The 26,758-nt window shown below is 45.7% G+C and carries 23 protein-coding genes and 1 pseudogene; 9 read left to right on the top strand and 15 right to left on the bottom strand.

The genetic code is table 11. The features are described 5' to 3' along the window. Window positions 1-12: 12 nt before the first annotated feature. The 6 genes and pseudogenes from J4N45_RS20470 to J4N45_RS20445 all read right to left on the bottom strand — a co-directional run. Window positions 13-852, bottom strand: a pseudogene (locus J4N45_RS20470) (IS3 family transposase); the annotation flags it as partial. Continuing rightward, on the bottom strand, window positions 852-1,355 hold the full coding sequence (locus tag J4N45_RS20465; protein ID WP_252016527.1) for a helix-turn-helix domain-containing protein: 504 nt from the start codon (window positions 1,353-1,355) through the stop codon (window positions 852-854). The pseudogene J4N45_RS20470 and the gene J4N45_RS20465, both read right to left, overlap by 1 nt. Before the next feature lie 83 nt (window positions 1,356-1,438). Continuing rightward, complete coding sequence (locus J4N45_RS20460) at window positions 1,439-2,350, bottom strand: L,D-transpeptidase family protein (RefSeq protein WP_252016524.1); 912 nt, start codon at window positions 2,348-2,350, stop codon at window positions 1,439-1,441. Further along, window positions 2,350-3,756 carry a deoxyribodipyrimidine photo-lyase gene (phrB, locus tag J4N45_RS20455; RefSeq protein ID WP_252016521.1) on the bottom strand — a complete coding sequence of 469 codons (1,407 nt, stop codon included), beginning with the start codon at window positions 3,754-3,756 and terminating at the stop codon, window positions 2,350-2,352. The genes J4N45_RS20460 and phrB overlap by 1 nt, the downstream gene beginning before the upstream one ends. Beyond that, window positions 3,753-4,559 (bottom strand): MerR family transcriptional regulator, encoded by an 807-nt coding sequence (locus J4N45_RS20450; RefSeq protein WP_252016518.1) that lies wholly within the window; start codon window positions 4,557-4,559, stop codon window positions 3,753-3,755. Before J4N45_RS20450 ends, phrB begins: the two co-directional genes overlap by 4 nt. Beyond that, window positions 4,549-5,499, bottom strand: a complete 951-nt coding sequence (locus tag J4N45_RS20445; protein WP_042471785.1) for a YbgA family protein — start codon at window positions 5,497-5,499, stop codon at window positions 4,549-4,551. The genes J4N45_RS20450 and J4N45_RS20445 overlap by 11 nt, the downstream gene beginning before the upstream one ends. 351 nt (window positions 5,500-5,850) lie before the next feature. Between J4N45_RS20445 and deoD the strand changes: the two genes are divergently transcribed. Next, window positions 5,851-6,561, top strand: coding sequence for a purine-nucleoside phosphorylase (gene deoD, locus J4N45_RS20440; protein WP_128649023.1), 711 nt, complete (start codon window positions 5,851-5,853; stop codon window positions 6,559-6,561). 124 nt (window positions 6,562-6,685) lie between these two features. Further along, the gene (locus J4N45_RS20435) at window positions 6,686-8,173 is read left to right on the top strand and encodes a lactate dehydrogenase (protein WP_252016516.1); all 1,488 of its coding nucleotides are present in this window, start codon (window positions 6,686-6,688) and stop codon (window positions 8,171-8,173) included. A 13-nt stretch (window positions 8,174-8,186) separates the two neighbouring features. Here the strand turns inward: J4N45_RS20435 and J4N45_RS20430 are convergent, their stop codons facing one another. Beyond that, window positions 8,187-9,077, bottom strand: a complete 891-nt coding sequence (locus tag J4N45_RS20430) for a DMT family transporter (RefSeq protein WP_252016514.1) — start codon at window positions 9,075-9,077, stop codon at window positions 8,187-8,189. Between the two features lie 113 nt (window positions 9,078-9,190). Here J4N45_RS20430 and J4N45_RS20425 point away from each other — a divergent pair, with 113 nt between their 5' ends. Continuing rightward, complete coding sequence (locus J4N45_RS20425) at window positions 9,191-9,583, top strand: DUF3302 domain-containing protein (RefSeq protein WP_234497255.1); 393 nt, start codon at window positions 9,191-9,193, stop codon at window positions 9,581-9,583. Window positions 9,584-9,586: 3 nt separating this feature from the next. After that, window positions 9,587-10,717, top strand: coding sequence for an HlyD family secretion protein (locus tag J4N45_RS20420; RefSeq protein ID WP_042470851.1), 1,131 nt, complete (start codon window positions 9,587-9,589; stop codon window positions 10,715-10,717). Between the two features lie 75 nt (window positions 10,718-10,792). On the opposite strand, the gene J4N45_RS20415 is transcribed toward J4N45_RS20420, so the two are convergent. The 6 genes from J4N45_RS20415 to J4N45_RS20390 form a co-directional block, all read right to left on the bottom strand. Then, complete coding sequence (locus tag J4N45_RS20415) at window positions 10,793-11,686, bottom strand: LysR family transcriptional regulator (RefSeq protein ID WP_128649025.1); 894 nt, start codon at window positions 11,684-11,686, stop codon at window positions 10,793-10,795. 76 nt (window positions 11,687-11,762) lie between these two features. Beyond that, window positions 11,763-12,311: a glutathione peroxidase gene (locus J4N45_RS20410; RefSeq protein WP_128649026.1), complete on the bottom strand. Its 549-nt coding sequence runs from the start codon at window positions 12,309-12,311 to the stop codon at window positions 11,763-11,765. Between the two features lie 163 nt (window positions 12,312-12,474). Further along, window positions 12,475-13,389 (bottom strand): DnaJ C-terminal domain-containing protein, encoded by a 915-nt coding sequence (locus J4N45_RS20405; protein WP_252016511.1) that lies wholly within the window; start codon window positions 13,387-13,389, stop codon window positions 12,475-12,477. Window positions 13,390-13,532: 143 nt separating this feature from the next. Continuing rightward, the gene (dnaK, locus tag J4N45_RS20400; protein ID WP_252016507.1) at window positions 13,533-15,428 is read right to left on the bottom strand and encodes a molecular chaperone DnaK; all 1,896 of its coding nucleotides are present in this window, start codon (window positions 15,426-15,428) and stop codon (window positions 13,533-13,535) included. 209 nt (window positions 15,429-15,637) lie between these two features. After that, entirely contained in the window at window positions 15,638-16,057 is a 420-nt protein-coding gene (locus tag J4N45_RS20395) for an Hsp20 family protein (protein ID WP_252016504.1), read from the bottom strand. Between the two features lie 286 nt (window positions 16,058-16,343). Beyond that, complete coding sequence (locus J4N45_RS20390) at window positions 16,344-19,211, bottom strand: M16 family metallopeptidase (RefSeq protein ID WP_252016502.1); 2,868 nt, start codon at window positions 19,209-19,211, stop codon at window positions 16,344-16,346. A gap of 349 nt (window positions 19,212-19,560) precedes the next feature. Here J4N45_RS20390 and glgC point away from each other — a divergent pair, with 349 nt between their 5' ends. Continuing rightward, window positions 19,561-20,865, top strand: coding sequence for a glucose-1-phosphate adenylyltransferase (gene glgC, locus J4N45_RS20385; protein WP_252016500.1), 1,305 nt, complete (start codon window positions 19,561-19,563; stop codon window positions 20,863-20,865). Window positions 20,866-20,931: 66 nt separating this feature from the next. On the opposite strand, the gene J4N45_RS20380 is transcribed toward glgC, so the two are convergent. After that, complete coding sequence (locus tag J4N45_RS20380; protein ID WP_252016497.1) at window positions 20,932-21,393, bottom strand: MarR family winged helix-turn-helix transcriptional regulator; 462 nt, start codon at window positions 21,391-21,393, stop codon at window positions 20,932-20,934. 501 nt (window positions 21,394-21,894) lie between these two features. Between J4N45_RS20380 and yghU the strand changes: the two genes are divergently transcribed. The 4 genes from yghU to J4N45_RS20360 all read left to right on the top strand — a co-directional run bounded on the left by yghU (window position 21,895) and on the right by J4N45_RS20360 (window position 25,179). Then, window positions 21,895-22,755 carry a glutathione-dependent disulfide-bond oxidoreductase gene (gene yghU, locus J4N45_RS20375; protein ID WP_252016495.1) on the top strand — a complete coding sequence of 287 codons (861 nt, stop codon included), beginning with the start codon at window positions 21,895-21,897 and terminating at the stop codon, window positions 22,753-22,755. Between the two features lie 150 nt (window positions 22,756-22,905). Further along, on the top strand, window positions 22,906-23,733 hold the full coding sequence (locus J4N45_RS20370) for an AraC family transcriptional regulator (RefSeq protein WP_252016492.1): 828 nt from the start codon (window positions 22,906-22,908) through the stop codon (window positions 23,731-23,733). A gap of 86 nt (window positions 23,734-23,819) precedes the next feature. Continuing rightward, window positions 23,820-24,593, top strand: a complete 774-nt coding sequence (locus J4N45_RS20365; protein ID WP_042470829.1) for a class I SAM-dependent methyltransferase — start codon at window positions 23,820-23,822, stop codon at window positions 24,591-24,593. A 1-nt stretch (window position 24,594) separates the two neighbouring features. Continuing rightward, window positions 24,595-25,179, top strand: coding sequence for a LysE family translocator (locus J4N45_RS20360; RefSeq protein WP_252016490.1), 585 nt, complete (start codon window positions 24,595-24,597; stop codon window positions 25,177-25,179). A gap of 72 nt (window positions 25,180-25,251) precedes the next feature. Here the strand turns inward: J4N45_RS20360 and J4N45_RS20355 are convergent, their stop codons facing one another. After that, complete coding sequence (locus tag J4N45_RS20355; RefSeq protein ID WP_252016488.1) at window positions 25,252-26,496, bottom strand: hypothetical protein; 1,245 nt, start codon at window positions 26,494-26,496, stop codon at window positions 25,252-25,254. Window positions 26,497-26,758: the final 262 nt, after the last annotated feature.

Below are 26,758 nucleotides of genomic sequence, written 5' to 3'. Positions count from 1 at the left end.
TTGGACTCATTTCTAAGCGGCTGCTAAGGCTTGATTTCGATATGCTATCGGACTCAGGCCTTTTAACTTCAGCTTAATTCGTTCGTTATTGTAATAGTCTATGTATTCTCTAATTCTTTCAATCAGTTCATCTGCACTTTTAAAGACTTCGTTATGATACATCTCTGTCTTGAGTATTCCGAAGAAGTTCTCAGCAACCGCATTGTCTAAGCAATTCCCTTTTCTAGACATACTTTGAGCGAGCCCTTTCTTCTTGAGATGGTTTTGATACGCCTTATTTTGATACTGCCAGCCTTGGTCTGAATGCACGATGGGATTCTCATGCTTTTTAAGTGTCTTTATCGCCTTTTTTATCATGTCAGTGACCAAGGGTAATGCTGCTGACTTACGCACCTCATAACTCACGACTTCTCGGTTGAATAAGTCGATAACGGGTGACAGATAAACCTTCTGACCATCGACTTTAAACTCGGTCACATCCGTTACCCACTTTTGGTTCGGTTTGTTGGCATTGAATTCTCTTTTTAATAAGTCCGAAGCGATCCGCCCAACTTCGCCTTTGTATGATTTGTATCTCTTGGGCCTGACCTTGGACCTAAGACCAAGCTCAATCATAAGACGTTGAACTCGTTTATGGTTAATCACCATGCCTGCCTTCCTCAAGGTGCATGTGATTCTGCGATATCCATAGCGCCCTTTGTGTTGCTGATAGATATCACGTATTTGCCTTTTTAAACTCGATTCAGAGTATGACTCCTGTGTTGTATTACGATGATAGTAATACACACTTCGGGCTAACCCAGTAGCTTTGAGTAAATGGTGCAAGCGGTACTTTGCCTTGAGCTCATCGACTACGAGTGTCTTTGCTTTGCTTTTTCCTTTTTGGCTTGAGCCAAGGCCTCTAACTTTTTTAGGACAGCATTCTCTGCACGTAAATACTCAAGTTCCTCTCTTAGTTCTTTCTCTGTCATCTGCTCAGATGGCTTAGGTTTAAGAGAGTGGTTTGTCATGCAAGGTCTGCCTTTTTTCTGTGGTTTAAGCCGGGATATACCCTGCTGAGCATAAAGCTTTTGCCATTGAAATAGTATCCCTGGAGACGATAAATCAAAGTAAGCACTGGTATATCTTAAGGACCAGTTATTAATACGCATAGTCTTTAGAACTTCTAGTTTAAAGTCTTGACTATAGGGAGCTTGCTCGTGACGAAAGCTATTTTCCCCATGAATTTGATAAACCGACACCCAATAACGAATTTGGTCTGACGATACTCCGAATTTAAGGTCAAGAGCTCTTGACCCCTCGTGTTGTGCATACTTAGCCAATTTTAGCTTGAATGCTCTGTGGTGTTTGGACATAAAAAGACCCCCAGTAATTGGAATGTCCAACTATTGGGGGTCAGTTCATAACGTGGGCGTTTTTTTATATCTGTTAAAACACTCTATTCAAGGTCATCCATCGCCGGAACCACCTCTACTGGCACCCCATTTTGAGCGAGCACAGCGGCACGTGCGATTTGATCACGTATGCCATACTCTTCCAACCACCAAGTCAGCTCCTGAGGGATCTCCATGTCTTTCTTGCTGCCATCGCTTCGCGTAAGCGGTTCGTGAGCCTCGATAAATACACTGCGATCAGGTTCTAGAGCTACTTTGATCGGTTCATCAATAATGCGCACTTGCATTCCGATATTTGCCTGATGGAACAGCCAGTCAATATCTTTAGGGTCCATTCGAATACAACCCGCACTCACCCTCAGACCGATACCAAAGTCTTTGTTCGTGCCATGGATAAGATAAGAGCCCGTACCATAAGCCAATCGCATGGCGTAGTCGCCTAGAGGGTTATCAGGCCCAGCAGGGACAACATCAGGCAGTTCAACCCCTTTTGCTAAGTAGTCCTTGCGAATAGAGGCTGGGGGCGTCCAAGTCGGGTTTTCCCTTAACTGACTTATTTTGGTAGTCATCTCTGGCGTATCTTGTCCAATACGACCGATGCCCACAGGGAAAATGTGTACCAGATTTTTCTCTGGCTCAAAGTAATACAAACGAAGCTCTGCAAGGTTAATAACGATCCCCCTGTACTCAACCTCTGGCAGAATGGCTTGGCTCGGGATGGTCAAGACATACCCTTCTTTTGGCAAGAATGGGTCAACGCCTTTGTTTGCTGCCATCAGCGACAAAAAGCCAACATCGTATTGTTTGGCAATGTCTGACATTGTTTCGCCTGCTTCAACACTGTGGTACTGAAGAGTGCCCACCATGTTACTTCCATCAGTAGGAAGCTCAAATGTCGCGGCGCTCACCCATTGAGAGAGTCCTAAGCATGCTGCTAACAAGGTCTTACGTAACATCAAAATTGGTCCTTCGCTTCTTTGTATAGTGCTAAGGTTATCTCTCTTTGCGTCTTATGATCAACTATTGGCTCCGGATAGGCCAACGAAGCAAACTCTGGCCACGTCCATGGCTTGTGGATAAATTTGTTAGGAACATCACGTAGCTCTGGGAGCCAAGTGCGAATAAACTCACCCTGGGAGTCAAACCGCTCACCCTGAGTAATCGGGTTGAAGATTCGAAAATAAGGCTGACCATCGCACCCTGTTGATGCGCACCACTGCCACCCGCCGTTGTTGGCTGCAAAGTCGCCATCGACGAGCTTACTCATAAAATATCTCTCTCCGCGGCGCCAGTCGATGTTGAGGTCTTTGGTCAAAAAGCTCGCCACAATCATTCTTAACCTATTGTGCATCCAACCAGTTTGGTTCAGTTGCTGCATGGCGGCATCAACGATAGGGTATCCCGTCTTTCCTTCGCACCAGCGCTCAAACCACGAATCCTCCCCCGGCCACCTCAATGCCCTTTCCCAATCTAAGTATCCATGATGTTTGCTTAACTTAGGTTCAAAATGGGTTAGGTGTTGGTAAAACTCACGCCAAATGAGTTCACTCAACCACACTTGAGCACCTTCGGATAACGGTTCATTACCCGCATCATAGTAAAGCCGCGCGATACACTGTCTGACAGATAACGCCCCAATAGCCAAATAAGGACTGAGTTGACTTGTACCGTCTATCGAGGGAATGTCACGCTCGGTATTGTAGTAACGAGCCGATTCATCAGAAAACTGCCTTAATCGTGCCAATATGTCCTTGGTTGACACCAACCATTGGCTGCTGTCTTGGCGCGGGTAATCAAACACGTCATCTAATGAGTCACGATCCTCTTGAGGCAATGACACCTCAACGGACACCTTCGGTTTTCTTACCTCGGCGTGAGAGAATTGGTTCTGCCAAGCTTTTCGAAAAGGCGTAAAGACTTTGAAGTAGCCACCTTGCTTGTTCAGTACCGTTCCGGGTGTCAGCATACATTTGTCTGAAAAGGTGTGAACTGAAATATTGTGAGTCGATGCTGCCTGGGATAAAAATGTTTCACGCTGGACTTCATTAAACTCGTAATCGCTGTTCAAATAGATATCGGTAACGCTTTGTTTGAGACAGTAGCTAATCAACCAATCATTCGCAGAACTGAAGTTATCACTGCACCCGTAAATAAGTGGGACATTAATATCGCTGAGCTCGGATTCTAGTTCACCGAGTCGTCGGTAGATGAGATCGGCTTGCATTGGAGACAGATCATGCTGCTCCCATTGTTTAGGGGTAACCATATAACAGCCAATAACAGGCGTGGTTCCATCTATCGCTTCAATGAGGGCAGTGTTATCAATCGCCCTTAGATCACGGTTAAACAACACCAATCTCATGTTTCAGTACTCTCTTTTTCTTCTAATAAATGTTCTATGACAGGTGACAGCTTCCACACCACGCCACCTTTTTCTCTTTGTATGCGAATCGATTCAAGCTGCTTTTCAGACAAAGACTTTTCTGCGAACAACTGAACCGAGCCAAAGCTCGAAGGATCGGACTGAAGTACCGATAAATCTTCGACACCATCTAAAAACGTCACACTGACACCCTGCTCCGCGAGCTTAGCGTAACTGAGCCAAGCAAAAGGGTTTCCTGCTACATCCATGCTAACGAACAAGACTGTTTCTGATTTTTTGCGCTTGGAATCCAACGTCGACATCACTGCGAGTTTCTGAACAAGGGACGTTCGGAATAGAGATAGCTGTATAGCTTTTGGACCCACTTTCAAAAACTCTGCAGCGTTAAGCACTGGGACCACGAATTTACTCTCTACTATATCGAGAGGATATTCCTTCAAGACGGTATCCAATATCTTGTCTATCTTATTGCCATTCAGGTGACTGAGCGCGTCTAACATCTCAGACACCTCTTCGAGCTGGTCGGTATCAACACTCGCTTGTGAGAGTGTGTCAGAGTCGAGTAACGACTTGACCTTGCCTATAGAAACGCCCTTGCTTAGCCAACCTTGTATGGTATTGATACGCTCAACGTCCTCCGGCGTGTAGAGCCTATGCCCCTTGTCAGTGCGCTGGGGCTGAATCAAGTTGTATCGGCGCTGCCACGCTCGCAAGGTAACGGGCTTTACGCCCGTTAAATCGGCGACTTCACGGATCGCATATAAAGTTTCATTACAAGCCATACCTTAGACGCATCTCCTCTGGGTGTGGTTGCAAAAACTGCTGCTGCGCCAAGTATTCATCTGGATACGCATTGAGATAGTGTTTCAGCAGCGTAAGTGGAGCAAGAACAGGAAGTATGCCAGTACGGTAGTCGTCTATTACCGTCGCAAGTTCTGCTTTTTCAGCTTTGGTGAGCGAGCGTTTGAAGTAGCCTTGGATGTGCATAAGAACGTTGGTTACGTTTTTACGGCTTGCACGATTCTTAAGACCCTCCATCAATCCGAGCCGGTAAGCTTGATAAAACTCTTCAGGGCTATAATCGGCTTGATTCGCCACCAATCTACCTAACTCCTTGTACGAGGCAGGGTCATGCGCCATGAGCGTCAGCTTGTATCGTGAGTGAAACGCAACGATTTTACCCGCAGTTGGTTCCCCCTCCATTGATTTGTAGAAGTCATTCAGGCCGTATACGCGCGATATAAAGTTTTCTTTCAATATAGGGTCATTGAGCCTGCCATCTTCTTCTACTGGCAGCCAAGGCATAGTCTCCATCAAGTGTTTTGTATACAAGCCAACGCCATCGGTTGATGCGTGACCATTTGAATAGACCTTCACACGCTCCATACCGCAACTTGGCGATTTCGCGCACACGATGTAGCCGCACATCTCGGTGTCTTTGAGTTCATCGACCTTACCTCGGGTGAATTGCATCATGCCATCGGTGTAGTCTTTCGAAGCGTCTTTTGTTTCAACTAGAATAATGCGCTCTTCGTCACTCATTAATCGAATCGTAGGACGTGGAACAGACAGCCCCATTCCCACCTCCGGGCACACGGATACGAAGTCAAAATAGTCGCGAAGTTCTTTGTTTACGTACGTGCTTTGCTTATGACCTGAATCAAATCGAACCTTTTCACCTAAAAGACAGGAACTGATACCCACTTTAATTTTGTCACCCATTGCCATCTCCCTATTCTTATCGCTCTTGCTAACGTTGTACAAAAAATATCTATGTATAAGTATTAGACTACTTTGGAATGTGATACAAAAAATTGTTTTGTACAATTATATGGAGAGGGGAAGCGATTGGTTCACATCGAGATGAGAAATACCTCGCCATCGCTGTTAGTTGCAGAAAAATCGATTGCCCTACCGCTTTCAACATATTTAGTTATCATCATGTCATTATCTTCTCCTTACAGATAAAACTGTGACTAAACTCTCATAGAACCCTTACACCAAGCGCTAGAATCACCCACAACAACGAACGACACGTTCAACAATATTAGTTAAAACTTTAGGAGTGACTCCATGGCAACCCCACATATCAATGCAAAACCAGGTGATTTCGCAGAAACTGTCCTAATGCCAGGCGACCCACTTCGTGCTCAATACATCGCTGAAACCTTCCTAGAAGACGTTGAGAAAGTGTGCGATGTTCGTAACATGTTCGGTTACACCGGTACTTATAAAGGTCAACGCGTGTCCGTTATGGGTCACGGTATGGGTATCCCGTCATGCTGCATTTACGTTCATGAGTTGATTAAAGACTACGGTGTAAAAAACGTTATTCGCGTGGGTAGTTGTGGCGCTGTGCGTGACGATGTAAACCTAATGGACGTTGTAATCGGTATGGGTGCTTCTACTGATTCTAAAGTGAACCGCATTCGCTTCAACGATCACGATTTCGCAGCCATCGCAGACTTTGGCCTACTAGAAGAAGCGGTTAAGCAAGCTCGCCTTCAAGAAGTACCAGTAAAAGTGGGTAACATCTTCTCTGCAGACCTGTTCTACACTCCAGAAGCTGATATCTTCGACAAAATGAAGCATCTAGGTATTCTTGGTGTTGATATGGAAGCCGCAGGCATCTACGGCGTTGCTGCTGACCTAGGTGCAAAAGCGCTGACCGTACTTACTGTTTCTGACCACATCATTCGTGGTGAAAAACTAAGCTCTGAAGACCGTCAAAAATCATTCAACGATATGATGGTCGTCGCGCTAGAAACAGCGATTAACCTGTAATCAGAAAAAGCCAGCTCTTAGCCTGAAATGAGCTGGCTTTTTTCTAACTGGATAACGATAAAGCGTACTGCGAGATAATCACTGAGTTGAATCCGCGGTACGAAACAAACCATAGGGGGTGAACGTGTCAGAAGGCAGACTGCCGATGGCCGCAGAAGGGTTACAGCTCAATTTTTGTAAAACATTGGCGTGTGACAATTTTGGACTAAGTGATGCAAACCTCTATATCCTGCAGCACAGTAACCCTAAACGGCCAGCGATGGTATGCCGCGAGTGTGGCGCGTTTCCCCCCCTACTTAACAACCAAGAAGTTCTCAATGAGCTTAAACGGTTGAAACTTCATCATCATGAAGGACTCCCTTCGTGCAAAGATCCTCAATGCGAACATTTTGGGCTCTCTGTTCATACCCACAAAGATCGTTACCACTCGTTTGGTTTTAGTGGTGATCGTCAACGCTACCGCTGCAAAGCTTGTCAGGGTACCTTTGTTGATAAATGGTCTGGAAGTAACAAGAAACTGAGCTTTCAAGAGTCGCTTTTAGGGCTGCTTTTCACCGGATATTCCGTTCGTGAGATTTGTCGTAAGTTAGGTATTAATCCGAAGACTTTCTACGACCATATCGATCAAATCGCGAGTCGTTGCCGACGTAAACTCGCGGATATTGATGGTCGCTGGATAAAACATGCCGATACTTTTGAACTCGCATCGCATTACCGTGCACTGCAACCACAAAGTAACAATGGTGTTTTTTGGTTTGCTACCTGTGATGCTAAATCGGGGTATGTGCTTTGCCAGCACACGAACTATTCTGCAAGTGATGCCACAGACGCGTTAGAAGATCATGACGCATACGCTGTAAATGCTCAGATTGTTCCGAAAAGCTATAGCGCAGAAACCAACCATGAGATTTCAGCATCAGCCTCTGATTTAAAAGCGCGCATCGATCTCACCTATCAAAACATTCTGGCAAGAAGCAATGTTGAGGATCCTTTAGGGAATTACGCGCGTTTTTCCTACCCTGCGGTGGGGTCGCTCATTCGCGCACCTTATACTTCCTATGCACACTATTTGCTGATTCTAGAGTCACTGTTCGAGGAAAACTCAGACGGCAATAAACGTATTACTCTCTACATGCCCCAAGACCCTGTACTCCGTTCTGCCGCGCTCAGCGTTTTCTTAAAGCAGATTCAAAGTAATCATGTCGAACTCATGTATGTAGAGCAAGACGACCAATGGCAAGATGGTGAAACTTCCGAGCTTGTGGATGTAGTGTTAATGGGGTGGTGGAGAGATCGCTGGGCAGTCACTCATCAGAGCACAGGAGCAAGCAAAGGCGTTTGCTACCTAGCTGGCAACAACCCCAATGTCTCATACTGGTTACAAACCGCGAACACCAAGCAAGTCAGTTTCTATCAAGATAGATTCCAGCTATTGTTTGAGAGCTTCGTTAATGAGCCCAGAAGAAAGCTAAGACCCGCCGGAATACATCCCCTTCTGGATATCTTCCGAGCTTGGCACAACTTATGTTATCAAGATAAGCAAGGATTGACGGCTGCTCAGAGGCTTGGCGTCACCGACGCTCCGATGACGCTTCGCTGTCTACTTGAGTAGCTAGTTTGTCGCTTTACAAAAAGAACAAAGAAATTCCCAATAGCGCACACAGAGTACCGACAACACTACGTCGAGAGATTTGCTCTCCTCGCACTGCGTAGATAATCAAAATGAACAATGGACTGGTTGCAATAAGGGTCTGCGCCACGGCCGGATTCGCATGCTTGAGCGCAATTTGTTGCAGCCACAACGCAAGGAAAGTTCCAACAAAGATAGCGGCGATTAGCCAATACCAACTCACCGCTTTCATAGTGCGCCCTTGCTGAATCATCGAGCGGTAAGGCTTTTTCTCGAGCAATGGAACAAGACAAGCAACAACGGCCACACCAATAGTCAGACGGATAAAGGCACCGAGAAGCGGTGGCAAATCCCCTTGGACTAGCGCAAAGTGAGAGATAACCACCCCCGTCGCTTGGCAAACGCTCGCCACCAATCCAAACCCGATCCCAGAAAGGCTGGTTTTTTCGTTTCCATCACCATTTGGCTGGAACACAACCGCGGTAACCGCGACGGTTGTAATAACGACACCTAACCAACTTTGAAAACCCAGAGCAGTACCTAAAAACATCAATGCCAGGACACCAGACAGTGGCGGAGCAAGGGATTCTAGTAGCAATGTTTTCCCTGCACCGATGCGTTTTAGAGACGCAAAGTAGGCACTGTCCCCGATGGCAATCCCGATCACGCCAGATATACCGAGAATCAAAACGTAACTTGATTTCAACTCTACCGCTGGCATTGGTATAAAGGGCATCACTAACAGCATCATGGTCGATGCTAATACGCCTTTAATAATATTAAGCTGCATTGCAGAGAACTGATGGCTAAATTGACTGTAGATCCATGTCGCGACGGCCCATACGACCGCAGCGCCTATCGCGGCGAACTCCCCAAGAAATGTCACTAAAACCTCGAATATTTATCAGATTGCTATTGCACAATACATAATTATAACAAATACTTAACTAGCGTCGATTCGTTGCGCTTTTTGTAAATGTTGTTGAGCAAGGATGCATTATGTTTCTGGACTATTTTGCCTTAGGGCTACTCGTGTTTGTTGCCCTGGTACTGTTTTATGGAATTATCGTTATCCACGATATTCCCTATGAGATCGCCAAAGAGCGCGACCACCCTCATCAGGATGCCATACATGTCGCAGGTTGGGTAAGCTTATTTACGCTACATGCCATCTGGCCGTTTCTGTGGATTTGGGCCACGTTATGGCGCAATGAAAGAGGTTGGGGCTTCCATAAGCTCGAAGAAGAACAACACGACCTTCACCACCGCCTAGAAAAACTGATTGATCAAGTTAGCTCACTCGAGCAAGAGGTGGGCTACCTCAAAGGCAAGCAAGCACAAGAAAAAGCCGCCGCACAAACTCAATCACAGCCGCAGGCCGAGGAGAAGTAAGCCATGGATTTATTACTTGTTTTAACCTATGCCGCGCTTTGTATCGCTATTTTTAAGATCTTTAAGATCCCTCTGAATAAATGGACCGTTCCAACGGCTGTACTTGGTGGCGTGGTGCTAGTCGGCACGCTAATCCTGCTGATGAACTACAACCACCCATTTAGCCAAATCGGCGGGCAGTTCTACACGACCACCCCTATCGTATCAAGTGTTCGAGGCAAAGTGGTTTCGGTTGACGTAGAGGCAAACCAGCAACTGCGCAAAGGTGATGTCCTATTCAAAATTGATCCTATTCCGTTTGAAGCAGAAGTCATTCGTGCAAAAGCTGCACTCGCTGATGCAGAGCAGGATGTTCTTGAGTTAGAAAGTGCTTATAAAGCCGCTCAGTCACAAACCATCAAGGCGCAAGCGGAACGTGATAAGGCGGAACGTGAGTATAATCGTTACCAACAAGGCTTTAAAAAAGGCGCTTTCACCGAGCAACAAGTCGACACTCGCTTACAAACCTTTAAGGCAAATCAAGCCGCTTTAGAGGCAGCACAAGCGCAAGAAGAAAGCTCGCGACTCGCTTTCGAGTCAGAGATCTTTGGCGAGAATACGATGGTCGCTCAGCTAAAAGCACAGCTGATTCAAGCTGAGTTTAATCTAAGAGAAACGGTTGTCGTTGCGCCAACAGATGGCTACGTTACCCAGCTTGCGTTAAGACCCGGTATGATGGCAGTGCCTCTTCCACTTGCACCACTCATGACCTTTGTCCACACTGAGCAAGACTTTTATGTAGGTGCATTTAGACAAAACTCACTACAGCGCCTAGAGTCAGGTTTCGAAGCGGAATTCTTGTTCCGAGCACTGCCAGGTAAAGTATTCAAAGGAAAAGTCGTTGAAGTGTTGCCGACGATTCCAGAAGGGCAAATCAGTGCTAGCGGCACGCTGCGTACTACGCAAACCTTCAATACCTCTGGTAGAGCTATGGTGAAGTTGATTATCGAGGATGATATGAGTGAATACGTACTACCTACGGGTTCCAATGCCGAAATTGCCGTCTACTCAGATAGCTTCACGCACGTGTCCATCATGCGCAAAGTTCTTATCAGAATGAAGAGTTGGCAAAACTACTTGTATCTAGACCACTAATATTTGGGACTATGATTAACAATAAAGGCAACTCAAACGAGTTGCCTTTGCTTTTTCTACCATTCCCAATACGTATTAACATTCCCAATACGGTGGGCTGCCGTAAAACTCAGTAAAGTAATCGATAAATGCTCTCACCTTAGGCGCAAGTAATCGTGAGCTTGGATAAACCACCCAAATCGCCACATCTGAGTCCAAGGGGTAATCTTCTAGTACCTGGACTAAAGTGCCCTCTTTAAGCTGTTTATACACACTCCATGTCGAGTTGATAGCAAGCCCTAATCCATCGATACAAGCATCTCTCATGGCGTCACCATTGTCAGTTCGCAGCACACCCTTGGTCTTAATTGTCTCTTTTCCCTGAGAGGTCACAAAGGTCCAGCTCTCTAAACCCACTAATTGCACACATTGGTGGTTTGATAACTCGCTCGGCGTCTCAGGTGCGCCAAACTTTGATAGATACTCAGGTGAAGCGCAAACAATACGCCTATCTGTCGCCAATTTTCGAGCGATCAAGGTTGAATCTTTAAGCTCTGCATCGCGTATCGCTACGTCAAATCCTCCCTCAACCAAATCAACGATATTGTCGCTAAAACGAAAATCAATCGTTAGCTCGGGGTATTGAGTTAAGAAGCCCTTCAAAGCAGGAACAATATGCAAACGACCAAATGACGCTGGCGCCGTTACTCTCAGTGTGCCGGAAGGCGTTGTACTGCCCACGCCGACTGAGGCCCTTGCGGTTTCCACCGTCGAAAGCACTTCTTCAGCATGAGGTAGGAAAGCTACGCCCTCTTCGGTCAACGACACCTTTCTCGTGGTTCGATGTACTAAACGCACGCCGAGCGCCTGCTCAAGCTTACTTATATGCGCGCTCGACACAGCAGGAGAAAGACCCAACTCTTGCCCTGCAAGGCTGATGTTGTTGGTGGCAGCAAGCCGGACAAACAGTTTAAGGTGTTCGATATTCATGGCTGGAAGTTAAAATATGAAGTGATAGCAATACTTTAGCTAACGCCAGAACTGGGGTCAATCGAGTCGCCTTGGCTTATAACTGACCTTTGATCATTGACGTAATCTTAGCGTCTGTTGGCGAGGTTCCTGTCGAGAAAACACCGACGACGTTACCGTCACGGCCGACAAGATACTTATAAAAATTCCACTTCGGCGTCACGCCACTCTGCTTTGCCATCTCAGCAAAAACTGGGTTAGCATTGTCTCCCTTGATTGAGCTTCGCGCCATCATAGGAAAGGTGACGCCGTAATCTAGGTAACACACTTTTGCCGTGTTTTCTTCGCTTCCCCTGTCTTGATTAAAATCGTTTGAAGGAAAGCCAACCACACTGAAGCCTTGGTCTTTAAACTCGTTGTGAAGCGCTTCAAGCTCCTTAAACTGACCAGTGAATCCACATTGGCTAGCAGTATTGACGACAAGTAACACTTTTCCCTGATAGGCGTCGCACAGACTTACGGAATCGTTAGAGTTGAGTTTGCGTTGGGTAGAATCCAACAAGGAGGGACAATTGCTTGCGAGGGCTTCTTTGGCGAATAAACCAAACAATAAACCGAGTATCAATGCTTTGAAAACCATGCTCATTTCTGCCTCCTTTTAGTGAGATTATTCTTACGGGTAAAAGTAAGAATAGTTCATCAGCAAAAATGTACACATTACCTAACTTCACTAGTGCACCAGCGATACTTGATTAAAACGACAAGCAGCCACACTAGGTGGCTGCTGATAGTATGTAATGCTGGCGTGTCTAGCCAATCGTCAATTTGAACTGCTCAAGCAAGTCTCTTTGTCTGTCAGTCAGGTTAGTCGGAGTTTCCACTTGAATCTTAACAAGCAAGTCACCCGTTTGCCCCTTACGGTCTGTCACACCCTTCCCAGTCATTTTAAATTTTCGACCAGATTGTGTGCCCGCTGGAATCTTTAGCTTAAAGCGGCTATCGAGCACATTCACTTCAGCCTCGCCGCCCAGAGCAGCCGTCACCATATCAACTTTGGTGTTGCAGATTAAATCGTTACCATCACGCTCTAAAAAAGCATGACTGCGCGTCGCGATAGACAGGAGAAGGTCGCCCGCTGGACCACCATTAATGCCCGCACCGCCTTTGCCCGAGAAGCGAATTTTCTCGCCATCTTTAATCCCTGCTGGGATCTTCACATTGATCTTTTTGCTCTCGCCGTTAATCGGCAGTTCAACCACTTTTTCAGCGCCTTGAATCGCATCAACAAAGTCGACCGTTAGAGTAAACTCTTGATCTCTGCCTTTCTGAGCTCTTGCTCGGCCATGACCACCACGCGCTTGGGAGAAGATATCCTCAAAACCTCCAAATCCACCACCGAAGCCGCCACCAAAGCCACCACCACGCTGGCGGAATGCGTCGCCAAAGATATCCTCGAATCCACCGCCACCATGGCCGCCGTGGCCGCCAAAACCGCCACCTTCAAATGCAGCATGGCCAAACTGATCATACTGACGTCTTTTTTCAGTATCAGTGAGTACCTCGTAGGCCTCTTTAACTTCCTTAAAGTTTGCTTCTGCTGCGGTGTCACCTGGGTTTTTGTCTGGGTGATATTTCATCGCCAACTTTTTGTAGGCTTTCTTAATATCCTTTTCTGAGGCTCCCTTGGAGACACCTAGCACGCTGTAATAATCTCTTTTTGACATGCTAAAACCTCACTCAATCTCTTACTCAAACGGAAAAAAGGGCGTATGAGTTTCCCTCTTACGCCCTGAATACCGATAAGTTTATGTATTTATGAACATAACTCAACTGTTTATTACACCGTTTTCACGGCTCACCAGAGGCGTTATTTCACTTCTTCAAAATCTGCTTCGACGACATCGTCATCAGCGCCTGATTTAGATTGAGCGTTGTTGCTTTGGGCTTGCGCTTTCTGCTGAGCAATTTCCATTAGCTTCTGCGCTGCGGTTACCAGAGCCTGAATCTTGTCATCAATCGCAACCTTATCCTCGCCCTTGCGTGCATCTTCTAGCTCAGATATGGCCGTTTCGATCTCATTTTTCACGTCTGCTGGGAGCTCATCACCTGCTTCCTCCACCTGCTTGCGCGTGGAGTGAATCATCTGATCCGCTTGATTCCTAGCTGTCGCTAACTCTTCAAACTTTTTATCCGCTTCCTTGTTTGCTTCTGCTTCTTGAACCATTTTTTCGATGTCAGCATCACTCAAACCGCCTGATGCTTGGATCGTGATCTTTTGCTCTTTACCAGTAGACTTATCTTTCGCAGATACGTTGAGGATACCGTTCGCATCAATATCGAATGTCACTTCAATCTGTGGCATTCCGCGTGGTGCTGGTTGAATACCCTCAAGGTTGAACTGACCAAGTGACTTGTTGTACATCGCTTGCTTACGCTCACCTTGTACAACATGAATCGTTACTGCGCTCTGGTTGTCCTCTGCAGTAGAGAATACCTGATTCGCTTTAGTTGGAATCGTGGTGTTCTTCTCGACAAGCTTAGTCATCACGCCACCCATGGTTTCAATACCCAGTGATAGCGGGGTTACATCAAGCAGAAGGACATCTTTCACGTCACCCGCGAGAACGCCCCCTTGAACCGCAGCCCCCATAGCGACGGCTTCATCTGGATTGACATCACGGCGTGCTTCTTTACCAAAGAACTCTGCTACTTTCGCTTGGACCATTGGCATACGCGTTTGACCACCGACAAGAATGACATCTGTGATATCACTTGCTGACAGTTCAGCATCGTTAAGCGCGGTCTTAAGCGGTTCAATCGAACGAAGTACAAGATCTTCAACCAAGGATTCGAGTTTAGCTCTGGTCACCTTCACGTTTAGGTGCTTAGGTCCCGTTGCATCGGCTGTCACGTACGGCAAGTTAACATCTGTTTGAGAAGTAGAAGAGAGTTCAATCTTCGCTTTCTCAGCCGCCTCTTTAACACGCTGCATCGCTAGAGCATCCTTCTTAAGGTCGATGCCTTGCTCTTTTTTGAACTCTTCCACTAAGTAATTAATCAAGCGGTTATCAAAGTCTTCACCACCTAGGTGTGTATCACCATTGGTTGCTAATACTTCAAAGGTCTGTTCGCCTTCGACTTCATCTATCTCGATAATAGAGATATCGAAAGTACCACCACCTAAGTCGTAAACAGCGATTGTGCGGTCGCCGCCTTTCTTATCAAGGCCATAAGCAAGGGCCGCAGCCGTTGGTTCGTTAATGATTCGCTTAACTTCTAAACCCGCTATGCGACCTGCGTCTTTTGTGGCTTGTCGCTGTGCGTCGTTGAAGTAAGCTGGCACCGTAATGACTGCCCCGGTAACTTCTTCACCAAGGAAATCTTCCGCTGTTTTCTTCATTTTCTTCAGTACTTCAGCCGAAACCTGTGGCGCGGCCATTTTTTGGCCTTTGGCTTCTACCCAAGCGTCACCGTTGTCTGCCTTGACGATGTTGTAAGGCATGATTTCGATATCACGTTGAACTTCTTCGTCTTCAAAGCGACGGCCGATCAAACGCTTGATAGCGAACAGTGTATTCTCTGGATTAGTCACTGCCTGGCGTTTCGCCGGTTGACCGACCAAAGTCTCACCATCGGTGTAAGCAATAACGGATGCCGTGGTACGTTCACCCTCTGCGTTCTCAATCACACGTGGTTTGTCGCCATCAAGAACCGCGACACATGAGTTTGTTGTACCCAAGTCAATACCAATAATTTTTCCCATAATAATACCTCTCCGCTTCGCATTATTTATTCTAATGCAAAGCCTTAATTCTATAGTTTATTTCTGCGCACCAAAGGAGCAGCTTAGGCGCGCAGTTTACGTTGATTGCACATTCGATCAGGCACTGTTATCTCGTTGAGGGTTATCACTAGCAAATTAAATGGTTTGCTAGTTTTCGACTCTAACGACTGTGCCTCTCAACAGACTTATTATTTGCTGATCGAAATCTTACGTGGCTGCATTGCTTCTGGCACTTCGCGGACTAAATCGACGTGTAGTAAACCATTTTCCACACTTGCTGCTTTCACGGTGACATAATCTGCAAGCTGGAATTTGCGCTCGAAATTGCGCTCGGCGATGCCTTGATAGACGTAGTTTGGCTTATGTTCCGAAGGTTTAACCTCACCAGACACGATCAGCATGTTCTCGTTTTGAGTCAGGGTTAATGCATCTTCAGCGAAGCCAGCGACAGCCATCGTGATGCGATAGTTGTTTTCGTCTTTCTGCTCGATGTTGTATGGAGGGTATCCATTAGATGACGGCTTCTTCGCACTGTTTTCCGCTAGGTTAAACAGACGATCGAAACCAATGGCATGACGGTATAGGGGTGAAAAGTCTACATTACGCATAATACTATCCTCACAATAAGCAATAGTTCTCAACGTGATCACAAACATGCGATAACATCGAGACTGGACACATACTCTCCGCGCGCTCAGGTGCCGCATTTAGACATATGTTCCAAGTGTTAACAGGGTTGAAGCTCATTTAGTCTCGCCAAACGGCTTCAAATAACGAACGGTTATTGCTTCCCTAGTAAGGCAAAGCTAACCGCTCAAGAACTCCAATAGGCAGTTCATGTAAATAATATATGCTTCCGAAAATAACCTGTCAACACTTGCATTAGATTTTTTATTACTTTGTTGTTGGAAGTACTCTCACTTCAATCATTGATGAGACATCAATCCGATTCGCTAGTTTTTGAATATCTTCCACGCTCACCTGACGAGCATAAGCTTCAAAATTTGCTTCATTGGCTAGGTTCTCTGGATAGCTTGATGCTTGTGCCATAAGACCAAACCAAAAGCCATTGCTCTCATAACTTTGCTCTACGCGGTCAGTCATGGGTGTGACCGCACGGACTAGCTCATCCTGAGTCACTCCCTTCTCTTGAAGATCTTTAACCAGCTGTTTGTAGATATTGAGCACCACATCTACATTTTCAATCGTGGTGTTACTGTTTAAGTTGAGGTAACCATAGTCTTTGTAGAGAAGTGACTGAGAAGAATCCACCCAAGGAGAGTAAGCTTTACCGGTCGACTCTCTAATCGCATCGTTGACTCGAATTTGCAGGATAGATCTTAAGATCGCAAAACCAACGACATCGCTATAATTGGAGCCGTCAGGTAAAGTAAAATAGCCCGATGCCAGAGCGGTATTCGGCTCTCCGTGATGGTAAAAAGTGTACGACTTATTCGGTTGTAACTTCATCTCCGTCACAGGCCTGTCTATAAAGGCTTGTGCCTTTATATCCAATGCTCCAAAAGTTTGAGCTACGTAATCGACAGCCTGCTGCTCACTGATGTTCCCCAGCAGCGACACCTCCACTGGCCCCTTATTAATCGAACGCTCGACAAAAGGTTGCAACACCGTCAAGGGAAGCGCTTCAACCGATTCAATACTTGGATAAACCCAGCGGGGGTCACCCTGATACATTAACTCACCACTATTGAAGCCTAGAACTCTCTCTGGCGTCGTTGGGTACGAATCATAAATTGACTTTAGGTGCTCAATCGCGAAAGCGTGACCACTTGCTCTATATCCGGGATGGGTGAGAAACGCTGCCGTCACTCTTAACTGGTCAAGCACATCTTGAGGTGGCACACGATATTGACTCTCTATCGCATCGTCTGTCAGATAAATGTTGGCATTAATCTGTCGACCCGAAAATATCGATCTCAGGTCATTGATATCGTGAGCCTCTAATCCACCAGCCACAAAGCCGGCATCAAAAAGTGTTGCGAATGCGCCCTCCTCCGGGGTGAGCCCGAGCTTGCCTTTACCAGCACGAACGCTGATGTAAACCGCATTTGACTCATAGTCGGTTGGTTTTACGTTAAGATAGACGCCGTTTTCAAACCTATAACGAGTCACGCCGCCAAAATTCGTTGTTTCCAGCTTTTCAGCCGTCCCTTCTTTGCCAAAGCTCTGATAGGCAAACTCAGCTTGTTTCTGAGGAGTGTAAGGAGACACTTGTTTAGCGCTCGCTATCTGATAAGTTTCAAGAACATCCCGACTCGTTGCAGATTTCGCCTGTCCAGTAGAAGGTCGTTCGGTTACGTAAATTCGCGGCGCTTTTCCTTGCCAGTGCTGCTGAAAAGCGCGATTGAATACCTCAATATCTTGTGACATCACATCTTGCTCGAACAGAGACAAATCAAATGCACTGCTGGTCGTGACCATGCTATTGTTGACGTCGCTAACAAGCTTAGACGCATAATCCGCACTGTAAGTATCGTCTTCCGCCTCTGCGTCTAATTTGAGCAGATTATGGTATTTGTCGAGCTGTCGTTTTATCTCTTGCTCGGTAAACCCATATTGAGCCGCTTGACGAAGACCTTGGTCTAATACCTGAAGTCCTTCTCGCCACAGACCGTAAGGGGTTGTCATGCTCAATTGATTAATGGCAATGACATCAAACTGATTGTAAGAGCCGACATAAGGTGACAATAACTTGCCTTCACTGGCATAAGACTGAGTTTCAAGTCGATACTGAAGTGCTTGATTAGCAATATACAAAGTAAGTTCTTGGGAGCGTTTTGACTTTGAGTCTGGTTCGCGATTTATTGGCTCGAGAAAGTTCAATTCCACCGTAGTTCTAGCGTTAACATCAAGAAATACCCTCGCTTCAGGCTGACTTGGCAGAGTGACTTGTTTGCTATACGCCTCTGGCTGCTTGCCTTTTACCCGCCAATCTCCAAACTGCTTTTCAACCATAGCAAAGGTTTGCTGAACGTCGACATCACCAGAGATGATTAGCGTCGTGTTCTCTGGCGTATAGTAATGGCGATAAAAGTCTGTCAAACGCTGCTTATCCACCATTTTCATGCCGTTAAGTGTTCCTAGAGGGATCCGCTCTATGATATTGCCGTCTCGTAGAACAAAGCTAGACCAGTCGTAGAGCATGTTAAGATCGAGCGTCGTCCTCTCGCGAACCTCTGAGGAGATAACTGGTAGTTCACGCTCAATTGCCTCTTTATCAAGTGTCAGTTCCGACGCGGTTTCTCTCATGATAAATAGCGATGTTTTTAACGTTTCAACATCATTTTTCGGTAGTTCTAGCATGTATACCGTTTGCTTAAAGTTGGTTTCAGCATTGGTATCTTTACCAAATGACAAGCCATGTCTTTCAAGGATTTGAACCATTTCTCCCTCGGGCACATTCGTCGAACCGTTAAATGCCATATGCTCGAGAAAGTGCGCTAAACCCGGTTCTTCTTGCCCCGGTTCTTGCAAGGAGCCCGCCGCAACACGCATACGAATCGACACGGCCTTTTTAGGCTTATCGTTAGCAATAACAATCACCCTCATACCATTGCCCAAAGCTTTGACATGCAGTTTCTCATCAAGCGGCAGATCTGACTTTTCAAACCAAAGTGTTGTCTGATTATCTGGTGTCTCTATGTGTGCATGTGCGCTAAACGAAGCAACTTGAATCAAGGCCAGTGTGGCGAGTAAAAACAACTTCACGGTTGGAGTGTGAAGGCGATGAGAAAAAATCATATCGAATATCCCTGAGGTTTTATTTGTCACCATCATGTAACAAAACACATATAGCGTGCTTATATTAGTAAAAATCAATCAATATGACCGTAAGGGTCTGTACGAAATTTCTCCTTCGTTTCATACGTTGCGAAGCTAACTGTGATAAGAGGTTGAAATTATGTATTTTTGATAAAACTTTACATTTTATGGTATGGATTGCATACGAAAGTTCTGCTCTTATAGAGGGGAATTTTTTATCGACGTCATCGAGTGTTCTAGTTACAAATTAAGCTACCCCAAAGAAGGGTAGCGTTACTCACACTCCCCCGAAAACGTCTTTTGTGCTTGTTATATAAGGAGTTATACAATGCCGAAGGAAAACCAATATTCCCATATTTCTAGTAACGCTCGTCTAAGAAACACAACCGCTATGATTCTAGCGGGAGGGAAAGGCACTAGGCTTAAAGAGCTTACCTCGACGATCGCAAAACCTGCGGTCTCGTTTGGTGGTAAGTTTAAAATCATCGACTTCGCACTCTCTAACTGCATCAACTCAGGTATCCGCAAGGTCGGTGTCCTGACCCAATATATGGCTCAAGACCTGATCAGCCACATTCAGTCAGGCTGGCAGTCGTCTTATTCTGCATTGGGCGAAGGCGTACACATCATTCCTGCTCAACAGCGTATCGGTGAAAACTGGTATCGCGGTACGGCAGATGCCATCTACCAAAACCTTGATTTGATCAAGCGTCAAACGGCCACTGAGCGTATTTTGATTTTAGGCGGGGACCATATCTACAAGATGGATTACTCGCGAATGATCAACTTCCACGTTGAGAGCGGTGCTGACGTCACAGTTGCCTGTATCCAAAAACCCATCGAACAAGCCTCAGAATTTGGTGTGATGGGTCTAAACGAACAGGGCGATATCATCAATTTCGTTGAGAAACCAAAGAACCCAACTCCGATGCCTAACGATGACAGCAAGGCGTTAATCTCGATGGGTATCTATATTTTCAATGTCGATGTCTTGGATGCTGAGCTTCGTCAAGCGTTAGACAATCCTGACTACAAACACGATTTTGGTCATAACATCATTCCAAGTCTAATTGGCCGTAGCAACCTAAAAGGCTATGTGTTTACCGAGCGTGGTCACCCAGGAGGTAATGGTTATTGGCGCGATGTTGGTCATGTTGATGAGTATTACGCCGCGACTATGGATCTGTTGGCTCCGACGCCAGAGTTGGACCTATATGACACCAGCTGGCCAATTATGACCAATCAGGTTCAAAGACCTGGAGTGAAGTTCTTGTTCAACGATCCAAACCGCCGAGGGTTTGCAGTCGACTCAGTGCTTTGCGCTGGTGCGATTATTTCTGGTGGTCAAGTCAACCACAGTTTGGTCTCTTCCGATGTACGAGTAGAAGACTTCGCTGAAGTACAAGACAGTATCCTTTTACCGCGCTCAATTGTTGGCAAAAGCTGCAAGCTTAAGAAAGTCATCGTTGGTGAAGAGTGCATCATACCTGATGGTACAGTCATTGGTTATGATCTTGAAAAAGACAAGAAACGTTACACGGTAACTGACAATGATGTAGTACTCGTTTCAGCCGAGATGTTTGAGGCTAAACAAGAAGTCGACGCTAACAGCGATATTGAGGCTCTAGCTTAAACCTAGCTACTTGCTTAAACCTAACGAAAGAGGGGCGCTCGCGCCCCTCTATTTTTTTTGTTTATTTTACTTGTCGCTTTTGTACAGCTTCAAGGCATCATAAAACGCCGCCATCGTCTTAGCATGAGCATCAAATAGTTCGTCCACACTGACTTTATCTCTAACTTCCGCCACATATCGCGTCGCGATGTCATCAGTTTTCGTTCTATGCAATCGAATTAAGGCTCGGCCTTGCTCAGTGACACTGAGCATTTTTTTAACTCGACCATTTTCTTTGGTCTTTGTCGCAGTGAGCAAACCACTCGATTCTAGCTCACGAACCGCTTTGTTGACTTTGGAGGTATCAGCCAGTAGAGCTTGGCTGATTTGATACTGCGTGCACTCACATTGTTCAGAGCACCTCTCTACGTACTGGAGTACAAAGAAATTGAACAATGAGAGCTTCGTCGTTGAGGCTTCTGAGACTAATTTTTTTAGGTGTTCCGTCACCAAATAGCAAATGTATCCATCACTGGGTAGCGGATTCATAACTGTCGGCTCCACAGAGGATTTATGTATTTATTGGGTAAATATAACAGCCCCATAGTAAAGATTTAAACCATAATATTTTGTTACACGGTTCCTGTGATCTGGTTGGTATTCTGTGGCTTTGAGGGACTTTAGCACTGCAAATGACTGCATTTTTCAGTTATAGCGAAAAACATTCAAGGTCTGCATAATGACATACAAGCATCGGTACTTATGCTTGAGTATGATGGTCACAGTCTACTTAGGTTGAACTACCCCTAGATGCTATTAACCCTTGAAGAGGAGATGCCTCTTCGGATTGTAATACGGAATTTGACCTTACGTTTAATGACGTTTAGCGGGCTTTATGTCCGCTTTTTTTTTGTATTAGCAAAAGATTAAGAAAGCATAAGATATAGATTAAGCTTCCCTAACTGTTATTGCGGACTTACCTTAATCACGCTAGGATTTCCTCTCGATACAAACGAATGTTTCCTATAACAATTGTGGAGAGAAAGAAGCATGAGTACTGAATATATCCCACCAAAAGTATGGACTCACGATAGCGAAAGTGGTGGTCAATGGGCCAGCATCAATCGCCCTGATTCTGGCGCAAGACACGAACAAACCCTACCCGCTGGCGAACATGCTCTTCAACTCTATTCGTTAGCTACGCCAAATGGTCAAAAGGTTACCATCATGCTTGAAGAGCTTCTTGCTCTTGGTAAAGCTGATGCTGAATATGACGCCTACACCATTAAGATCGGTGATGGAGACCAGTTTGGCTCTGGTTTCGTTGCGGTAAACCCAAACTCAAAGATTCCTGCATTGCTTGACCGCTCAGGTAGTGAACCTGTTCGCGTCTTTGAATCGGGAAACATTCTTCTTTATCTCGCTGAAAAGTTTGATGCTCTGTTACCTAAGAAAGCAGAAACTCGTGTAGAAGCAATGAACTGGCTATTCTGGCTACAAGGTTCGGCACCCTACCTAGGGGGTGGTTTCGGTCACTTTTACGCTTATGCGCCGGAAAAGTTCGAGTACCCAATCAATCGCTTTACGATGGAAACTAAGCGCCAACTTCACCTTCTTGATGCTCGATTGGCTGAGAATCAGTTCCTTGCGGGTGACGAATACACTATCGCTGATATCGCTACGTGGCCATGGTATGGAAATCTAGTGATCAACAACCAGTACGATGCGGCTGAGTTTCTAGATGTCGAAAGCTACCCTAACCTAATCCGCTGGGCAAAAGAGGTTGCTGAGCGTCCAGCTGTGAAGCGTGGCCGTATTGTAAACCGCGTCTGGGGGGAAGAATGGGAAACGTTGGCTGAGCGCCATAGTGCAGCAGATATTGACGAAGTACTCGCCAAACAACCTAAATAGAGTAATACCGACATTGCAACAAGGTGCACAAAAAATGCGACGCCTACGGGAAAGCGCCAATATTGTGTGATAGGCTCCACAGAAATAGCGGTGTTGCATATGAGCACACCGCTATTTTTTACAAGGAGTCATACGAGGAACGTTGAGTTAATGTCTAAAGAAGAATTCTGTCATCTGGCAAGCTTTGAGGCATTCGATGGAATGGATGTCATCAACGCACAATTTGTTGATACCACATTTGGCAAACACGCACATGGAGAATTTGTGATTACGCTGGTTGATGCAGGCGTTCAGCAATTCTTTCATAAAGGTGCAACTCATAATGCTATTAGTGGCGATATTTGTATCATTAGCCCAGACGAAATCCACACTGGCAGCAAAGGGTGTGAACAAGGATGGCGTTATCGTGGTATCTATCCTAGTGAACAGCAAGTCCGTGACATCTACAAAGAGATGTACGCAAAGGATGGACTGCCAACGTTTCGTAATAGCACCATCTCTGATGAGAGGTTAAAACGGCAAATGCATCTGCTATTTTCAACCATCAACAACGGCGGCGAACAACTAGAGGTGGAGAGCCATCTAGAACTGCTATTGGTAAAAATGATCCTACAATATGGTTCATCGAGACTTGCTACTACAGATGGTTCCAATGCCAAGTCCAACATCATTGTCGCCCGTGACTACCTCGCTGATAACTGCACCAAAAAGGTCGCTCTCGATGAACTAGCGCAATTAACTGGCGTAAGTAAATACCATCTAATTCATGAATTTAAACGTCACTTAGGCGTTACCCCTCACCAGTTTCAAGTCCAACAGCGGATCAGCTATTCCAAATCCTTATTAAAAGCTGGCAACAAGCCCATCGACGTTGCGCTAGCCTGTGGTTTTCATGATCAAAGCCATTTCCACAAAACCTTCGTCAGCGCGATGGGAATCAACCCAACGACCTACCAACAACAATTTTTTACAAGATAACTGACTCTAGGCTCATTAGAGTGGCTACTGCATAAACAAATAAAATAACAACGTCAGTAGCTAGGTTAGTTGGAGTAATAAATAAAATGGAGTTACATCAAGTCGAGTTCTCGACAGAACGATCTCGTTCGTACAAATTGGCTTTGAATCAATTTCCAGAGTGTTGGAAAGAAGACACCTTAATGATGTTTGATTTTCTTGCCCCTCAATGTGGTGAGGCAATACTAGAAATTGGAGCGGGAAGCGGCTTTTTCTCATTCGACATTTCTACCGCCATTGGTCCAGAAGGACGACTTTTTGTTGTTGATCCCTCTCCAGATCAATTAAGACCCATCTATGATCGAGCCAATGAGAACATCACCATAATGCAAAGACCCGCTGAGGATATTTCTCTGTCTGAAGGCGTAGCACTCGACGCAATTTGGTCACGCGGTGCTTTTCACCATGTAAAAAGTAAAGAAGCGGTATTGAGCAACCTAGCACAGTTCGCCAAGCCTGGTGCGCGCTTGGTGATTTGTGACATCTTCAGTGGTACTAAGCTATCGGACTACTTTGATGAGCATGTCGCGATTTCATGCACGACAGGGCACGAAGTGAGTTTTTTGAGCAAACCATACGCCAAGAGTTTGTGCAAACTGACAGGATGGAGTGAGCCTAAATTCACAGATTTAGCACTACAGTGGCATTTTGAGCGAAAAGAAGATATCGGTGTCTTTCTGTCGCTACTTCATTCAAACAAGCCTGAGTATTCCCACAAACACAGTTTAGATGATGCTGAGCGCCTACTCGGCATACGACGTACACCGCAAGGGTGGGCACTTAACTGGCCAATGACTGTGATGACAGCTATCAAGGAATAAAATGGAAAGTCAGCTAGCCTTTATCACCATTTGCATAGCTTCAGCGGCATCCCCAGGACCGGGGATGTTGGCAGTATTGAGCAATAGTTTGAACCAGAATATGCAACGTACAATTCCAGTCATTCTCGGCATTTCCACTGGGCTTTTGCTTGCTTCTATACTGTCCAATTCTTGGTTGCTGACCTTAGTTCATACTAATGACCTCGCCTACCAAGTCATGACCGGGCTTTGCAGCAGCTATATTATCTACCTTGGTTGTCGTGCGATTTATTATTCACGAAGCCAAGCGATGATTGAGGCGCGTTCATACGGTTACAAGAGCGGAGTTCTGATCTCGCTATTGAATCCAAAAACTATTGTTTTTTTTGGCGCTTTGTTTCCTCTTTTCGTGAAAAGTGAACAATACTTCGCGCTGCAAGCAGCGGTACTTACTCTAGAGTTGATCTTAATTACTCTGTCTATTCACTTACTTCTATCACTTGCAACTGAGAAAGTAGCTAGGTTTTTAAAACGTCATATTGTGATTATAAATCGGCTGACCGGTGTCCTGTTCATTCTGCTAGGGACAAGCGGGTTACTCCTATAGAGACAAAAAGACCACATTATGTGGTCTTTTTAACTTCAGCTATCGAGAGTAACTGTGTTGAATACGGACAGGTTAATCGCTTTCTTTTTCAACCAGGCTCGCTTCATATTCACTGATATCATTTTCGCGCCAGATCTCTGCGTCTGAACAATCCATACCAGAGTTAAACGTATCCCAACAAGCAGAATACTTCACCGGCACTGGCTCAATGCCGTGTTCACGCAATCGGCGCATTGTCTCTTCACAACGGTCATCAATCAAGACTCGACCGTCACCAATCGTCGGTGCGTTCATCGCTCCGCGAGCCACGTCTTCCAGAGGGATTGGAATAATGGTGTAACCCTCAAGGCACTTAGGCAAGCCTTCGCTCATTAAGCCATAGTTTGGCGCATCAGGCAGACCAACAACACCCTCTTTAATCATCATGATGAAGCAATCAAAGTGATAGGTTAAGTTAGAGTCGAAGAAAACCTCTTCATACGTATAACCTTCATCTTCCAAGATACGTTCCATCATGAACTTACCACCGAGTGGGTTACCTGCCGAGGTATGATCGTGGCAAGTCTCTTCTTGGTAAGTTTCTGGAATACACTCTTTATTCGGTACACCCCAACCCAACAGTAAGTGCTTGTCAGGAAAGATCTTCACAGCTGCGTTATCAATACCAATCATGCCTGGCCCCTGCATGTTTACATCTGGTTCAGGAAACGGCATCGAACGGTAGCGCAAATCAGGGTTGGCTTTAAACAACTCATTGGTACCAGCACGTGTTGCAAATTCCCACTGACGTACAGGACCACACTCCCAAATCTGCATGAATGTATCGCCCATAATACGACCATAGCCAGGTCCGCCATAAATTGAGCAGAATTTTGGACCTTTCCATGCTGCGTTATTATCGACAATCGCCTCTGGGTACTCACAATCACGGTTGCGAATCACTTTGACGCCGCAGCTTTCGAGCGCCGCTGCTAGACCATCGGACTCTTCTTGCATCTCAGCAAACAGCTCTGGATCTACATCTTTTAGCGGTTTGTTTTTGTGTTCACGCCAAAACTGCATTGCTTCGTCTGCCAGACTGTCACCCGTCATTGCATGCATTTCGCCTACATCTGGGTCCGGTACATAAACCGCATTCAGGTCACCAACATATGCCGCTCTGTAACGTGCAAAACCGTGTTCAACGTGACAACGCGTATCTTTAAACTGCTTAATTAGGCTTGCGTTGAGCTTGTCCCATTTTTCTTGCTCTGAAAGCATGAATGACTTCATCTCAGGATCTAGGTGCGGGTTATTTTGGATATCATTTTTAGCCATAATCTGTGCCTCGTATTGACTAGTGTTTATGGCATCCGTGCGATTTACATTAACTGGTGAAGAATCCTCTCCCCCACCTTAAGGTTTAAAACGCTGCGCTGAACTTCACCGCGTTGCGTTGGGTGTAATTTAAACTGAGAGGAAAATGTGAGCGAATAAGTTATTTCCAATAATTTTGGAAGTTTGATGTTCAAAGTCAGCAAATACGGCCCGTAACGAGCTATTATCTAAGGATTATTCAAAGGTAACCGTAATTAAGGAG

Origin of the sequence: Vibrio sp. SCSIO 43140 (genome assembly GCF_023716585.1) — a bacterium.
GTDB lineage: Bacteria > Pseudomonadota > Gammaproteobacteria > Enterobacterales > Vibrionaceae > Vibrio > Vibrio maritimus_B.
This window is presented reverse-complemented; position numbering and strand designations above follow the sequence as displayed.